11 protein-coding genes are annotated in these 13,531 nt (G+C 69.1%); 9 read left to right on the top strand and 2 right to left on the bottom strand.

What is annotated here, in order from left to right; translation table 11 throughout:
- Positions 1 to 130: 130 nt before the first annotated feature.
- Complete coding sequence (gene fabF, locus CLV01_RS27010; protein WP_099735045.1) at positions 131 to 1,438, top strand: beta-ketoacyl-ACP synthase II; 1,308 nt, start codon at positions 131 to 133, stop codon at positions 1,436 to 1,438.
- Between the two features lie 27 nt (positions 1,439 to 1,465).
- Here the strand turns inward: fabF and CLV01_RS27005 are convergent, their stop codons facing one another.
- Positions 1,466 to 2,311 carry a MurR/RpiR family transcriptional regulator gene (locus tag CLV01_RS27005; RefSeq protein ID WP_016448717.1) on the bottom strand — a complete coding sequence of 282 codons (846 nt, stop codon included), beginning with the start codon at positions 2,309 to 2,311 and terminating at the stop codon, positions 1,466 to 1,468.
- A 207-nt stretch (positions 2,312 to 2,518) separates the two neighbouring features.
- Between CLV01_RS27005 and tal the strand changes: the two genes are divergently transcribed.
- From tal to CLV01_RS26990, 3 genes are all read left to right on the top strand, one after another.
- Positions 2,519 to 3,472 (top strand): transaldolase, encoded by a 954-nt coding sequence (tal, locus tag CLV01_RS27000; protein WP_012207472.1) that lies wholly within the window; start codon positions 2,519 to 2,521, stop codon positions 3,470 to 3,472.
- A gap of 4 nt (positions 3,473 to 3,476) precedes the next feature.
- On the top strand, positions 3,477 to 5,096 hold the full coding sequence (gene pgi / locus CLV01_RS26995; RefSeq protein WP_099732802.1) for a glucose-6-phosphate isomerase: 1,620 nt from the start codon (positions 3,477 to 3,479) through the stop codon (positions 5,094 to 5,096).
- A 231-nt stretch (positions 5,097 to 5,327) separates the two neighbouring features.
- Positions 5,328 to 6,227, top strand: a complete 900-nt coding sequence (locus CLV01_RS26990; protein WP_012207470.1) for a transporter substrate-binding domain-containing protein — start codon at positions 5,328 to 5,330, stop codon at positions 6,225 to 6,227.
- Here the strand turns inward: CLV01_RS26990 and pdxR are convergent.
- Positions 6,212 to 7,738, bottom strand: coding sequence for a MocR-like pyridoxine biosynthesis transcription factor PdxR (gene pdxR, locus CLV01_RS26985; protein ID WP_099732803.1), 1,527 nt, complete (start codon positions 7,736 to 7,738; stop codon positions 6,212 to 6,214). The two genes, CLV01_RS26990 and pdxR, sit on opposite strands and share 16 nt — an antisense overlap.
- A gap of 242 nt (positions 7,739 to 7,980) precedes the next feature.
- Between pdxR and CLV01_RS26980 the strand changes: the two genes are divergently transcribed.
- Genes CLV01_RS26980 through CLV01_RS26960 form a run of 5 tightly spaced genes read left to right on the top strand, consistent with a single transcriptional unit; the run spans position 7,981 to position 13,531 of the window.
- The gene (locus CLV01_RS26980; protein WP_099732804.1) at positions 7,981 to 9,576 is read left to right on the top strand and encodes an ABC transporter substrate-binding protein; all 1,596 of its coding nucleotides are present in this window, start codon (positions 7,981 to 7,983) and stop codon (positions 9,574 to 9,576) included.
- Positions 9,577 to 9,593: 17 nt separating this feature from the next.
- Positions 9,594 to 10,571: an ABC transporter permease gene (locus CLV01_RS26975; protein WP_012207467.1), complete on the top strand. Its 978-nt coding sequence runs from the start codon at positions 9,594 to 9,596 to the stop codon at positions 10,569 to 10,571.
- Between the two features lie 4 nt (positions 10,572 to 10,575).
- The gene (locus tag CLV01_RS26970; protein WP_043790046.1) at positions 10,576 to 11,484 is read left to right on the top strand and encodes an ABC transporter permease; all 909 of its coding nucleotides are present in this window, start codon (positions 10,576 to 10,578) and stop codon (positions 11,482 to 11,484) included.
- Entirely contained in the window at positions 11,484 to 12,512 is a 1,029-nt protein-coding gene (locus CLV01_RS26965; RefSeq protein WP_034397073.1) for an ABC transporter ATP-binding protein, read from the top strand. The genes CLV01_RS26970 and CLV01_RS26965 overlap by 1 nt, the downstream gene beginning before the upstream one ends.
- The gene (locus CLV01_RS26960; protein ID WP_016450885.1) at positions 12,509 to 13,531 is read left to right on the top strand and encodes an ABC transporter ATP-binding protein; all 1,023 of its coding nucleotides are present in this window, start codon (positions 12,509 to 12,511) and stop codon (positions 13,529 to 13,531) included. Before CLV01_RS26965 ends, CLV01_RS26960 begins: the two co-directional genes overlap by 4 nt.

Below are 13,531 nucleotides of genomic sequence, written 5' to 3'. Positions count from 1 at the left end.
ATGGCCTGTGCGCCATGTTCTGCAGGGGCTGTGCACTCTACAGGGAAGAACCGATGAATGCCTGTTCACTTCTGCGCAGCCTGCTGCCTGGGACCGCTCCGACCTCCGCACGGTGTGCCAGGAGCGGCTCATGAATACGGCCCATACGGTCCATACGGCGGCCCACCTGCCTCGCCGCGTGGTCATCACGGGCATGGGCATGGTCTCGCCGCTGGGGCGGGGCACTGAATTGGCCTGGCGCCGGCTGCTGTCCGGCGCATCGGGCCTGAGCCGGCTGCCCGAGGATCTGGCGCCCGATGTGCCGGGCCAGGTGGCAGGCCAGGTGCCCGACCTGGCCCGGGACCCGGAAGGCGGCTGGGACATCGATGCCGTGGTCTCGCCCAAGGACCAGCGCAAGATGGACCGCTTCATTCCACTGGCGCTGGACGCTTCGGACCAGGCCCTGGCCCAGGCCGGCTGGCAGCCGGCCAGCGAGCAGGAGCGCACGCGCACGGCCTGCATCATTGCCTCGGGCATCGGCGGGTTTGGCGCCATTGCCCAGGCCGTGCGCACCACGGACAGCCGGGGGGTGTCGCGCCTGTCGCCCTTCACCGTGCCGTCTTTCCTGGTCAATCTCGCGGCCGGGCATGTGTCGATACGCCATGGACTCAAGGGCCCGCTGGGTGCGCCGGTTACCGCCTGCGCAGCCAGTGTTCAGGCGGTGGGCGACGGCCTGCGCATGATCCGTTCGGGCGAGGCCGATGTGGCGCTGTGCGGCGGCGCCGAGGCAGCCATCGACCGCGTGAGCCTGGGCGCGTTCGCGGCGGCCAAGGCCCTTTCCACGGGATACAACGACCGCCCCGAAGAGGCCTCGCGCCCCTTCGACACAGGCCGTAACGGCTTTGTCATGGGCGAGGGCGCGGGCGCCCTGGTGCTGGAGGGGCTGGACCACGCCCTGGCGCGCGGCGCCGTGCCGCTGGCCGAAGTCGTGGGCTACGGCACCAGCGCCGATGCCTATCACATCACCTCGGGCCCGGAGGATGGCGACGGCGCGCGCCGCAGCATGGCGCAGGCGCTGGCCATGGCCGGACTGTCGCCGGATCAGCTGCAGTACCTCAATGCCCACGCCACCTCCACGCCCGTGGGCGACCGGGGCGAGCTGGCGGCCATGCGCTCCCTGTTTGGCGAGGGCAGCGGCGTGGCGATCAGCTCCACCAAGTCGGCCACGGGCCATTTGCTGGGCGCGGCGGGCGCGGTGGCGGCCATCTTCACGGTGCTGGCGCTGCGCGACCAGATGGCGCCGGCCACGCGCAATCTCGTGGAGCCCGATCCCCTGGCCCAGGGGCTGGACCTGATCGCCGGCGCGGCCAGGCCCTGGGCCATGGAGCATGCCCTGGTCAACGGTTTCGGCTTTGGTGGCGTCAACGCCTCGCTGGTGCTCAGGCGCTGGCAGGGCTGAACGAGGCGGGTGGGCCTGGGGCCGGTGCTACGTGTAGCGCTTGGCCCGCAGGTTGTTCTTCATCTGCTCCAGCGCAGGCTGCAGGGCCGGGCCGATGCGCAGCGCCACGCAGGTGGCCAGCACATCGATGACCAGCAGGTGCAGCAGGCGCGACACCATGGGGCTGTAGCGGTCGTAGCCCTCGGGATGGTCGGCGGCCAGATGGATGTGGCAGGCCGAGGCCAGGGGCGAGCCGCTGGCGGTGATGGCAATCGTGGTGGCGCCGTTCTTGCGCGCGATGTCGGCGGCGTCCATCAGGTCGCGGGTGCGGCCCGAGTTGGAAATGATCACCGCGCAGTCGCCGGGTCCCAGCAGGGTGGCGCTCATCACCTGCATGTGGCCGTCGCTGGTGGCCAGGCTGGTCACGCCCAGGCGAAAGAACTTGTGCTGCGCGTCCTGCGCCACGATGCCCGAGTTGCCTGCGCCGTAGAACTCGATGCGCCGGCCTGTCTGCCAGGTCGAGGCGATGGCCTGCGCCGCCTGCTCTATGGCCGTGGTGCTGGCGGCATTGCGGTATTGCAGGAAGGCGGCCACGGCGTTGTCCACCACCTTGACCATCACGTCGCTGGTCTTGTCGTCGGTGTCCACGCTGCGGTGGATGAAGGGCACGCCCTCGCTGACGCTGCCGGCCAGCTTGAGCTTGAAGTCGGCCAGGCCGTCGTAGCCCATGCTGCGGCAAAAGCGCACCACCGTCGGCTTGCTGACATGGGCGCGCTCGGCCAGTTCGCGCACCGGCTGCCGTGCGAAGGCCCGTGGATCGGCCAGCACCAGGCGGGCCACGCGTTGTTCGGCGGGAGCAAGCGAGGGCAGCGAGGCGGTGATGCGGTCCAGCATTAGGCGGTGGGCGTTGTTCTATGGGTGAAGGGAAGCGGTTGCCGCAAGGCAGGTCCAGCGCGCATTTTGCATGAGCGGCAGCCTTCGCTTACTTTCCTGACGCCGATGCAAACCATGCGCGCGCATACACTCGGAGGATTTGCCGGTACAACCGCACCGCCCTGGTGCGATGCCGCCCTCGCCAGGCTCCCGCCCAAAGGATGTTCCATGAACCAGCTTGATGCGCTTCGACAGTACACGACCGTGGTGGCCGATACCGGCGACTTCCACCAACTGGCCCAGTTCCAGCCGCGGGATGCGACCACCAATCCCTCGCTCATCCTCAAGGCGGTGCAAAAGCCCGAGTACGCACCGCTGATGCGTGCCACCGTGGCCCAGTACAAGGGCCGCAGCCTCGACGAGGTCATGGACCGCATGCTGGTGCGCTTCGGCTGCGAGATCCTGAACACCATTCCGGGCCGCGTCTCCACCGAAGTCGATGCGCGCCTGTCCTTCAATACCTCGGCCACCGTGGCGCGTGCCGAGCGCCTGATCGAGCTGTACCAGGCCGAAGGCGTGCACATCGATCGCGTGCTCATCAAGATCGCCTCCACCTGGGAAGGCATCGAGGCGGCGCGCCAGCTGGAGCTGCGCGGCATCCACACCAACCTCACGCTGCTGTTCTCGTTCTGCCAGGCAGTGGCCTGCGGACAGGCCAAGGTGCAGCTGATCTCTCCCTTCGTGGGCCGCATCTACGACTGGTACAAGAAGCAGGCCGGCGCCCAGTGGGACGAGGCCGCCATGGCCGGCGCCAACGACCCCGGCGTGCGTTCCGTGCGTGCCATCTACGAGCACTACAAGCACTTCGGCATCGCCACCGAGGTCATGGGCGCGAGCTTTCGCAACACGGGCCAGATCGTGGCACTGGCCGGCTGTGACCTGTTGACCATCGCCCCCGAACTGCTGGCCCAGCTGGGCGCCAGCGATGCGCCGCTGTCGCGCGCCCTGGACCCCGAGGCGGCGCGGACCCTGGAGCTCGATCCCGTGCACTACGACGAGGCCGGGTTCCGCCTGGCCCTCAACGAAGACGCCATGGGCACCGAAAAGCTGGCAGAAGGCATTCGCGCCTTTGCTGCCGACACGCGCAAGCTCGAAGCATTGATGCAGCAGGCCGCAGACTGATTGGATGAAGACCTTGCCCGTTCTGTGCAATACCTTGCCGGCATGGCCGGCACTTGAAAGCCATTTCCACGAAGACATCCAGACCCTGGATCTGCGCCAGGCCTTTGCCGCGGACGCGGGCCGGCTGGAGGCGCTGAGCCAGCAGGCGCCCCATGTCTTTGCCGACCTGTCCAAGAACCTCTGGACCGAGCGCACCGAAGAGCTGCTGCGCGAGCTGGCGCAGCAGGCCGGCGTGCTGGCCCAGCGCGACGCCATGCTGGCCGGCGAGCCCGTCAACTGCACCGAGGGCCGTGCCGTCATGCACTGGCTGCTGCGCATGCCGCGCGACGGCGGCCAGCTGCGCCACTGCGCCACCGTGCAGCAGTGGCAGCCGGCCATGCACGAGGCGCTGGGCCAGGTGCACGAGACGCTGGACGCCATGCTGGCCCTGGCCGAGCAGGTGCGTGGCGACGAGGGCATCACCGACATCGTGAACATCGGCATCGGCGGCTCGCACCTGGGCCCCGAAGTGGTGGTCAATGCGCTGGAGGACTGGGTCGATGCGGGCAAGAATTTCCATTTCGTCTCCAACGTCGATGGCCATGAGCTCGGCCATGTGCTGCGCCGCGTGCGCCCGCACAGCACGCTGTTCCTGATCGCCTCCAAATCCTTCACCACGGCCGAGACCATGCTCAACGCGCACTCGGCGCGCCGGTGGTTCCTGGAGCAGGGCGGCAGCGAGGACCCGCAGGCCGCGTGCTCCATCGACCGGCACTTCGTGGCGCTCACCACCAATGTGCAGGCCGCAGCCGACTTCGGCATCCGCCGCACGCTGGGATTCTGGGACTGGGTGGGCGGCCGTTTTTCGCTGTGGTCGGCCATCGGCCTGCCCGTGGCCATCGCCATTGGCGCGGCGCAGTTCCGTGCGCTGCTGGGTGGCGCCCATGCCATGGATGCGCATTTCTTTTCCTCCGGCGTGGAGGGCAACCTGCCGCTGCGCCTGGGCCTGCTGGACGTCTGGTACCGCGATTTCTGCGGCTTCTCCAGCCGCTGCATTGCCCCCTACAGCCATGGCCTGCGGCGGCTGACCGCCTACCTGCAGCAGCTGGAGATGGAGAGCAACGGCAAGGGCGTGACGCGCGACGGGCAGACACTGCCCGTGCGCACGGCGCCCGTGATCTGGGGCGAGCCCGGCACCAATGGCCAGCATGCCTTCTTCCAGATGCTGCACCAGGGCCAGGACGTGATTCCCGTGGAGTTCATCGCGCTGCGCGACGGCGGCAAATACCTGGGCGCACACCACCAGAGCCTGGTCGTCAACGCCATTGCCCAGGCCCAGGCCCTGATGGAGGGGCGCCACGGCGAAGGGGCAGAGCGCCATTGCGCGGGCAACCGGCCCAGCAGCTTCCTGCTGCTGCAGCAGCTGGACCCGGCATCGCTGGGCGCACTGATCGCGCTGTACGAGCACCGTGTCTTTTCCGCAGGTGCGGTCTGGGGCATCAACAGCTTCGACCAATGGGGCGTGGAGCTGGGCAAGCACCTGGCGCGCCAGCTGCATGCGCGCCAGGACAGTGGCGACTGGCAGGGCGTCGATGCCTCGACGCAGGGCCTCATGCACCGGCTTGCGGCAGGGTCGGCCGGCTGACCGGGCGCGGCGGGCCTGGGGCCACCGCGGCGCACCATCAGGGTGCCGGGTCATGTGGGTGGAGCATGACCTTCTTCCATTTCATCGTTATGCACAGGCGCCTGATTGCTCGATAGTTGATGCAATCGCCTTGACGGCGGCCCTGCCTGGAGGCAGCCGGCGACGGCGGCACGGCAGGGTGGAGGCGCAGCGCGCCTTCGGACCTGCAACAACTATCCAAGGAGACCCTCGATGCGATTCGTACTGGCCCATGTGGCGATGGCATGTGTGGTGGCGGCAACTGGCGCTGCCCATGCACAGGAGGCGGCCGGCACGCTGGACAAGATCCAGAGCACAGGCAAGGTGGTGATGGGCGTGCGCGAAAGCTCGGCGCCCATGGCCTATGCCTTCGGGACCACGCAGAAGTACGTGGGCTACCACGTGGAGCTGTGCGAGAAGGTGCTGGCCCAGATCGTGCCCAAGGCCAAGATCGAGTACATGGCCCTGACCTCGCAGAACACCATGCCCCTGGTGCAGAACGGCACCGTGGACATCGGCTGCGGCCCGACCACGAACAACCTCGCTCGCCAAAAGCAGGTGGCCTTTGCCGTGACCACCTACGTGAGCCAGGTGCGCATGGCCGTGCGTGCCGACTCGGGCATCACCTCCTTCAAGCAGCTCGACGGCAAGCCCGTGGCGGCCTCGGCCGGCACGACCGCCGTGCAGCTGCTGCGCAAGTACGGGCGCGACAATGGCGTGAACCTGCCCACCTCGCTGGGCAAGGACCATTTCGAGAGCTTTCTGATGCTCGAATCGGGCCGTGCCGATGCCTTCGTGCTGGACGACAACCTGCTGGCCGGCGTCATCGCCAACTCCAAGAACCCTGCAGGCTTCAAGATCGTGGGCGAGGTGCTGGGCTCCGAGCCCATCGCCATCCTGTTCCGCCGCGATGACCCCGCCTTCAAGAAGGCCGTGGACGACGTGCTGGTGGGCATGATGGCCTCGGGCGAAGTGGCGAAGATCTATGACAAGTGGTTCGTGCAGCCCATTCCGCCCAAGAATGCCCCGCTGAACCTGCCCATGAGCGACCTGCTCAAGCAGCTGCTGCAAAAGCCCAACGACAAGCCGCTGGAATCCTACGCGCAGCAGTGATTGCGGGCTGAGTCCAGCTCCATCACCGCCCGTGCCAGCGCCTGGATGCCGGCATCGATCTGATCGAGGGCAATGGAGGACAGGCGCAGCCGGAAAAAGGGGCAGGGCTGGCGCGGCGTCGCAAAGAACGCGCTGCCTGCCTCGATCAGCACGCCGTGGCGGCGCGCCACGGCGGCCAGCGCATCGGCGTCCAGCCACGCCGGTGCCTGCACCCACAGCGACGCGCCGCCCTGGGGCTGGCGGAAGATGAAATCCGGCAGGTGCGCGCGCAGCGAGCGGTCCACCTGCGCCACGCGTTCCAGCATGGCCTGGTTCACGCGGCGCGCATGGGCCTCATGGTGGCCCAGCGACAGGAACAGCGCATAGGCGTGCTGCAGAAAGGCGCTGGGGTGGCGCACCATGGCATGGCGCAGCACGCGCAACTCGTCGATCAGCGCGCGCGGCGCAACGATGTAGCCCAGCCGCAGCGCGGGCGACAGGCTCTTGGACAGCGAACCCACATAGATCACACGCCCGCCCTTGTCCAGGCTCTTGAGCGCGGGCATGGGCGTGCCCTGGTAGAGGTTCTCGGCCTCGTAGTCGTCCTCGATGATCACGAAATCGCCCTGCTCGGCGCGGCGCAGCAGTTGCTCGCGCCGCTGCAGGCTCAGCGTCACGGTGGTGGGGCTCTGGTGCGAGGGCGTGACGAACAGGTAGTCCAGCGGCGGCAGGCCATCGACCACCACGCCTTCCTCGTCCACGGCCACGGGCACCCAGTGGGGGCGGCGCAGCGAAAAGGTGTTGCGCGCATGCGGGTGGCCGGGCTCCTCGAAGCCCAGCCGCTGCGAGGGGGCCAGCAGCGCGTCGGCCAGCAGGTAGAAGGCCTGCTGCGCGCCCACGGTGACCAGGATCTCTTCCTTGAGCGCGAACACGCCGCGCCGGGGCAGCAGGCGCAGGCGGATCTGCTCGATCAGGTCGGGCACATCGTCGGTCTCGAAGTCCGGCGTCCAGTGCGGCAACTGGGCGCGCGCCAGGCTGCGCGTGCAGCATTCCCGGAAGCCTTCGGTGGGAAACAGCGCGGGATCGTGCATGCCGTAGACGAAGGGGTAGGGGTACTCGCGCCACTGCAGCGGCTTGGACAGCGTGTGCCTGTCCGTCAGCGAGCGCAGCACGCGTGCAGACCAGTCCGGTGCGGGCTCCCCGGGACTTGTCGCAGGCAGGGCCACGGCGCCGTCCACACCAGCCAGGCGCGAATCCCGGGCCACGAACACGCCGCTGCGCGGGCGGGCCTCGAGAAAGCCTTCATCCACCAGCTGCTCGTAGACCGTGGTCACGGTATTGCGCGACACCTCCAGCAGGCGCGACAGCTCGCGCGAGGGCGGCATGGCCGCGCCGGGCGGCAGGCGGCCTTCGAGGATGGGCTGGACCAGGGCCAGGCGCAGGCGGTCCTTCAGGGGAAGGCCGGGCTGCTCGGGCAGCGCGAACAGGCGGGCCCACTGGTGGCGTGGGTCTGTGGCGGAAGGGGTGCTCATGGCGCAACGGAGGCAATCGGGGGGCGTTCTTGGCGCGGCCGGGCAGAGGGCGCGCGGTCGGCGCCATGTTGCGGTGCGGGTGCTGGCAAGTAAAGGTTTGGGCCGGCCGACGCGGGTAAACACCGGGCCTCTGGCTCCTACGTTTGGACGGCTGTGGCCCCCGCGGCCCGCGCCCTTGTTGCGTATTCTGGATTGAAGGCAGCGAGCCGCGCGGCCTGGCGATCCAACGAGGGAGACAGTCCATGCACACCATCACTTTCCGACGCCGCGCCCTGGCGGCCCTGGCCCTGGCCGGCGCGCTGGCGGGCCTGGCGGCCACGCCGCTGCAGGCCCAGGAGCCGCAGCGCGGCGGCACCCTGATCGTGGGCAGCACCCAGGTGCCACGGCACCTGAACGGCGCCGTGCAATCGGGCATTGCCACGGCCATGCCTTCCACCCAGCTGTTCGCCAGCCCGCTGCGCTTCGATGACCAGTGGAAGCCCCAGCCCTACCTGGCCGAATCCTGGAAGCTGGCCGAGGACGGCAAGTCGCTGACCCTGAACCTGCGCAGGAATGCCGTGTTCCACGACGGCAAGCCCATCACCTCGGCCGACGTGGCCTTCTCCATCATGGCCATCAAGGCCAACCACCCGTTCCAGACCATGCTGGGGCCCGTGGAGAAGGTGGACACGCCCGACCCCTACACGGCCATCATCCGCATGAACGCGCCGCATCCGGCCATCTTGCTGGCCATGAGCCCGGCGCTGGCGCCCATACTGCCCAGGCACATCTATGGCGATGGTGCCGACCTCAAGACCCATGCGCGCAACAGCGCCGACGTGGTGGGCTCGGGGCCGTTCAAGCTGACCGAGTTCCGCGCGGGCCAGCGCATCGTGATGGAGCGCTTCGACAAGTTCTTCCTGCCCGGCCGGCCCTACCTGGACAAGCTGGTCTTCAACATCGTGCCCGACTCCTCCAGCCTGCTGCTGAGCCTGGAGCGCGGCGACGTGCAGATGGTGCCCTACCTGCAGGCCTCCATCGACCTGAAGCGCCTGTCCACCAATCCCCAGATCACGCTGACCGGCAAGGGCTTCGAGGGCATAGGCTCGATCAACTGGCTGGCCATCAACACCGACAGGAAGCCGCTGGACGATGTGCGCGTGCGCAAGGCCATTGCGCATGCCATCGACAAGAACTTCATCACCAAGGCGCTGATGGGCGGCTTCGCCACCGTGGCCGACGGCCCCATCGTGGCGGCCAGCCCCTTTGCCTCGGCCGACCTGGTGCGCTATCCGCTGGACCTCAAGAAGTCGGCCGCTCTGCTGGACGAGGCCGGCCTCAAGCCCGGGGCCAACGGAGAGCGCTTCAAGATCACCATCGACTACCTGCCGGGCACGGACGAGCAGCAAAAGAACGTGGCCGAGTACGTGCGTGCCCAGCTCAAGAAGGTCGGCATCGCCGTCGATGTACGGGCCTCGGCTGATTTCCCGGCCTGGGCCCGGCGCCTGGCCACGCATGACTTCGACCTGTCCATGGACATCGTCTTCAACTGGGGTGATCCGGTCATCGGCGTGCACCGCAGCTACCTGTCCACCAACATCAAGCCCGTGGTCTGGACCAACACCCAGTCCTACCGCAATCCCAAGGTGGACGAGCTGCTGAACACGGCCAGCAGCACGCTGGACACGGCCGAGCGCAAGAAGCTCTATGCGGCCTTCCAGAAGACCGTGACCGACGAGCTGCCGGTGATCTTCATCAACAACTCGCCCTATCACACGGCCGCGCGCAAGAACGTGGGCAACCTGCCGACCACGGTCTGGGGGCCGGCCTCGCCCTACGACGAGATCTTTCTGAAGTAGTCGGGGAGGTGCAGTCCATGGCTTTTCTTCGCACACTCCTCAAGCGGCTGCTGCAGGGCCTGGCGCTGGTGCTGGCCGTGGTGGTGCTGAACTTCATGCTGGTGCATGCGGCGCCCGGCGATCCCGTGGAGACCATTGCCGGCGCCAGCGGCGGCATGGAGCCCGAGCTCATGGCCGAGCTGCGCACACGCTACGGGCTGGACCGGCCGCTGCCCGTGCAGCTGGGCATCTACCTGGCGCGCGTGGCCAGTGGTGATCTGGGCTACTCCTACTTCTTCAACCTGCCGGTGGCGCAGATGATTGCCGAGCGCGTGCCCGCCACCTTGCTGCTGGTGCTGGCCGCCGTGCTCACGGCCTTCGTGGTGGGCACGCTGCTGGGCGTGCTGTCCTCGCGCCGGCCCAACGGCCTGCTGTCGCAGTGCATCACCGTGCTGTCCCTGGTGGGCTTTGCGGCGCCCGTGTTCTGGACCGGCATGCTGCTGGTGCTGGCCTTTGCCTCCTGGTGGCCCGTGCTGCCGGTGTCGGGCATGCGCTCGGCCGATGCCGCAGGCGGCGCAGGCCTTGCCGACCTGCTGGACGTGGCCCGGCACCTGGTGCTGCCCGCGCTGACACTGGCCCTGGTCTACCTGGCGCAGTACAGCCGGCTGTCGCGCTCGTCCATGCTGGACGTGCTGGGCGCCGACTACATCCGCACGGCGCGCGCCAAGGGACTGGCCGAGCATGTGGTGCTCTACCGCCATGCGCTGCGCAACGCGCTGCTGCCCGTGGTGACCATGCTGGGCCTGCAGTTCGGCAACGTCATGGCCGGCGCCATCATCGTGGAGACGGTCTTCAACTGGCCGGGCCTGGGCCGGCTCGCCTTCGACTCGGTGCTGCGGCGCGACTACCCGACCATCCTGGGCGTGCTGCTGTTCTCCTCCATCGTCGTGGTCGTGATGAACCTCGTCACCGACCTGTGCTACCGGCTGATCGATCCCCGCATCAAGGCGGCCTGAGACCATGAATGCCATCACACCACCTTCCGTGTCCGTGCCGAGCGTCGCCGCGCCGCAGGCCGCAGCCCATGCCGAGCACCCGGCGCGCGAAGCGCTGCGCATGTTCCTGCGCAACCCCTCGGCCATTGCCGGCATGGCCATGCTGCTCATCGTGCTGCTGGTGGCCATCGCCGGCCCCTGGATCTGGCCTGCGGACCCGTTCGAGATCCGCACCATGCCGCTGAGCCCGCCGTTCAGCGAGGAGGCCTGGCTGGGCAGCGACCAGCTGGGGCGCGACGTGCTCACGGGCATCATCCACGGCGGCCGCGCCACGCTGATGGTGGGCGCCTTCGCGGCTTTGCTGTCGGTGTGCATCGGCGTGACGCTGGGGGCGATGGCCGGCTACTACGGCGGCCGCGTCGATGCGCTGCTGATGCGCGTGACCGAGTTCTTCCAGGTGCTGCCTGCGCTGCTGTTCGCCATGGTGGTGGTCACGCTGTTCTCGCCCTCGCTGGTGACGGTCACGCTGGCCATCGGCAGCGTCAGCTGGCCGGCCACGGCGCGGTTGACGCGGGCCGAGTTCATGCGCATCCGCCAGCTTGAATTCGTGCGCGCGGAGAGCGCCATCGGCGCGCGCCACGGCCGCATCATCTGGAAGGTGATCCTGCCCAATGCGCTGCCGCCGCTGGTGGTGTCGGCCACGCTGGCCGTGGGCGCCGCCATCCTGTTCGAGGCCGGCCTGTCCTTCCTGGGCCTGGGCGACCCCAACCAGATGAGCTGGGGCCTGATGATCGGGTCGGCCCGCCAGTACCTGCTGTCGTGCTGGTGGGCCGTGGCCTTTCCCGGTGCCGCCATCTTCGTCACCGTGCTGGCCGTCAGCCTGATCGGCGACGGCCTCAACGATGCACTCAACCCCAAGCTGAGGGAGCGCTGATGGACACCGACACCCCCCTGCTGCAAGTCAGCGGCCTGCGCGTGGCCTTCCAGGGCCGGCGCGGCCAGGCCACGGTGCTCAACGGCGTGGATTTCGATCTGCGCGCGGGCGAGACCCTGTGCGTGGTCGGCGAATCCGGCTGCGGCAAGAGCATGACGGCGCTGGCGCTGCTGCGCCTCATTCCCTCGCCTCCGGGCCGCATCACGGGCGGGCAGGTGCGCTTCCAGGGCGAGGACCTTGTGGCCGCCGGCGAGGCCCATATGCGCCAGGTGCGCGGCAACCGCATCTCCATGATCTTCCAGGAGCCGATGACCTCGCTGAACCCGGTGCTCACCGTGGGCGAGCAGATCGCCGAGCCGCTGCGCCTGCACGCCGGCCTGGATGCGGCCGCCGCGCGCCAGCGCGCCGTGGAAATGCTCCGGCAGGTCGGCATCCCCGCGCCCGAGCGGCGCGTGCACGAGTACCCGCACCAGCTGTCGGGCGGCATGCGCCAGCGCGTGATGATCGCCATGGCCCTGGCGTGCCGGCCCGACATCCTGATCGCCGACGAGCCCACCACGGCGCTGGACGTGACCGTGCAGGCGCAGATCTTCGACCTGCTGCGCGAGCTGCAGCGCGACAAGGGCACGGCCATCGTGCTGATCACGCACGACATGGGGGCCGTGGCCGAGATGGCGGACCGCGTCATGGTCATGTATGCGGGCCGCGTGATCGAGCAGGGCCGCTGCGAGCAGGTGCTGTCGGCGCCCGCCCATCCGTACACGCGCGGCCTGATCGCCTGCCTGCCCGAGCTGGGCAGCAGCCAGGCAGGCGGGCGCACCGAGCTGCCCGAGATCCCCGGCGTCGTGCCCTCGATCTGGGAGTTGGGCAGCGGCTGCGCCTTTCGTGCGCGCTGCCGCGAGGCCCAGCCGCGCTGCGCCAGCGAGGCGCCGCCGCTGACCGCGCTGGATGATCCATCCCACGGCGTGGCCTGCTGGCTGCACGCTCCCGCTTCCCGCATCCGCGCCCATACGGAGGCCCTGGCATGAACGCACGCATGGACGATACCCTCTTGCAGGTGGACGATCTCCAGGTCCACTTTCCGCGCCCGGGCAAGGGCCTGTTCGGCAGGCCCGAAGTGGTCAAGGCCGTGGACGGCGTGTCCTTCAGCCTGCGGCGCGGCAGCACGCTGGCCGTGGTGGGCGAGTCGGGATCGGGCAAGACGACCACGGCGCTGGCCGTGATGCGCCTGGCGCCCGTGACGGCGGGCCGCATGCAGCTGGGCGATACCGACCTGGGCGGCCTGTCGGGTGAGGCCCTGCGCCAGGCGAGGCGGCGCATGCAGATCGTGTTCCAGGACCCGTTTTCCTCGCTGAATCCTCGCCAGCGCGCGGGCGATGCGGTGCGCGCTCCGCTGGACCTGATGGACGTGGGCACGCCGGCCGAGCGCGAGGCGCGCGTGGCCGAGCTGTTCACCCAGGTCGGCCTGCGGCCCGAACAGCGCCAGCTGTTCCCGCACCAGTTCTCGGGCGGCCAGCGCCAGCGCATCAACATCGCGCGCGCCCTGGCCACGCGGCCCGAACTTGTGGTCTGCGACGAACCCGTGTCGGCGCTGGACATCGCCATCCGCGCCCAGATCCTCAACCTCCTGGCACGGCTGCAGCGCGAGCTGGGCCTGAGCTACCTGTTCATCTCGCACGACATGGCCGTGGTCGAGCACATCTGCGACGACATCGCCGTCATGTACCTGGGCCAGATCGTGGAGCGCGCACCGCGCCAGGCTTTCTTCGCGCGGCCGCTGCATCCCTACAGCGTGGCCCTGATGTCGGCCGTGCCCACGGTGCGCGGCGGGCGCGAGCGCGCGGCGCGGCGCATCCGGCTGGCCGGCGACCCGCCCAGTCCCATCGACCCGCCTGCGGGCTGCCGCTTCGCCGGGCGCTGCCCCGTGGCCGTGCCTGCGTGCTCGGCCGAGGCGCCACCGCTGCGCGAAGCCGCCCCCGGCCACTGGGTGCGCTGCATCCGCGTGGACCACATCGATGGCGTGCCGCGCGCGCCGCTGGCCCTTTGA

The organism is Delftia sp. 60 (genome assembly GCF_002754395.1).
GTDB classification, from domain to species: domain Bacteria; phylum Pseudomonadota; class Gammaproteobacteria; order Burkholderiales; family Burkholderiaceae_C; genus Comamonas; species Comamonas acidovorans.
Note: the sequence above shows the minus strand (reverse complement) of the source record. Positions and strands in the feature narration are given on the sequence as shown.

Coding starts and splice junctions, on each gene's coding strand:
- fabF (WP_099735045.1), top strand. CDS start 131: ATGAATACGGCCCATACGGTCCATACGGCGGCCCACCTGCCTCGCCGC.
- CLV01_RS27005 (WP_016448717.1), bottom strand. CDS start 2,311: ATGCTGGACCGCATCACCGCCTCGCTGCCCTCGCTTGCTCCCGCCGAA.
- tal (WP_012207472.1), top strand. CDS start 2,519: ATGAACCAGCTTGATGCGCTTCGACAGTACACGACCGTGGTGGCCGAT.
- pgi (WP_099732802.1), top strand. CDS start 3,477: ATGAAGACCTTGCCCGTTCTGTGCAATACCTTGCCGGCATGGCCGGCA.
- CLV01_RS26990 (WP_012207470.1), top strand. CDS start 5,328: ATGCGATTCGTACTGGCCCATGTGGCGATGGCATGTGTGGTGGCGGCA.
- pdxR (WP_099732803.1), bottom strand. CDS start 7,738: ATGAGCACCCCTTCCGCCACAGACCCACGCCACCAGTGGGCCCGCCTG.
- CLV01_RS26980 (WP_099732804.1), top strand. CDS start 7,981: ATGCACACCATCACTTTCCGACGCCGCGCCCTGGCGGCCCTGGCCCTG.
- CLV01_RS26975 (WP_012207467.1), top strand. CDS start 9,594: ATGGCTTTTCTTCGCACACTCCTCAAGCGGCTGCTGCAGGGCCTGGCG.
- CLV01_RS26970 (WP_043790046.1), top strand. CDS start 10,576: ATGAATGCCATCACACCACCTTCCGTGTCCGTGCCGAGCGTCGCCGCG.
- CLV01_RS26965 (WP_034397073.1), top strand. CDS start 11,484: ATGGACACCGACACCCCCCTGCTGCAAGTCAGCGGCCTGCGCGTGGCC.
- CLV01_RS26960 (WP_016450885.1), top strand. CDS start 12,509: ATGAACGCACGCATGGACGATACCCTCTTGCAGGTGGACGATCTCCAG.